This is a genomic window from Leifsonia sp. SIMBA_070, assembly GCF_046534635.1.
Lineage (GTDB): Bacteria > Actinomycetota > Actinomycetes > Actinomycetales > Microbacteriaceae > Leifsonia.
Genome location: NZ_JAWRYK010000112.1, coordinates 1 through 323 on the forward strand (window position 1 = coordinate 1; position 323 = coordinate 323).

The following is a 323-nucleotide window of genomic DNA, read 5'->3' on the forward strand; positions in this document are numbered from 1 at the left end:
TGCGGCTGCGGTCGAATGCCGCGCCGAAGTCGAAGTTCACGCTGCCGGAGATCCCGAAGAAGTCGGCCTTGTGGTTGAAGGTGTGGGCGATCTCCGCGTTCTTGAGGAGCGACTTCGAGGGAATGCAGCCCACGTTGAGGCAGACACCGCCCCAGTACTTCTCCTCAATGATCGCGGTGTTGAGTCCGAGCTGTGCGGCGCGGACTGCGGCGACATAACCGCCGGGGCCGGCACCGAGAATGACGACGTCGTGATGAGCCATGGTTAAAGCCTAATACCTGTGCGATGTACGGATCTTGACGGCGGGGACGCCGCTCATTGGC

At 61.9% G+C, this 323-nt stretch carries 1 protein-coding gene; it reads right to left on the minus strand.

Translation table 11 applies throughout. The features are described from left to right. Positions 1-262: FAD-dependent oxidoreductase (locus SB754_RS19635; protein WP_410784074.1), on the minus strand; the 262-nt coding region annotated here is incomplete at its 3' end. Positions 263-323 lie beyond the last annotated feature (61 nt).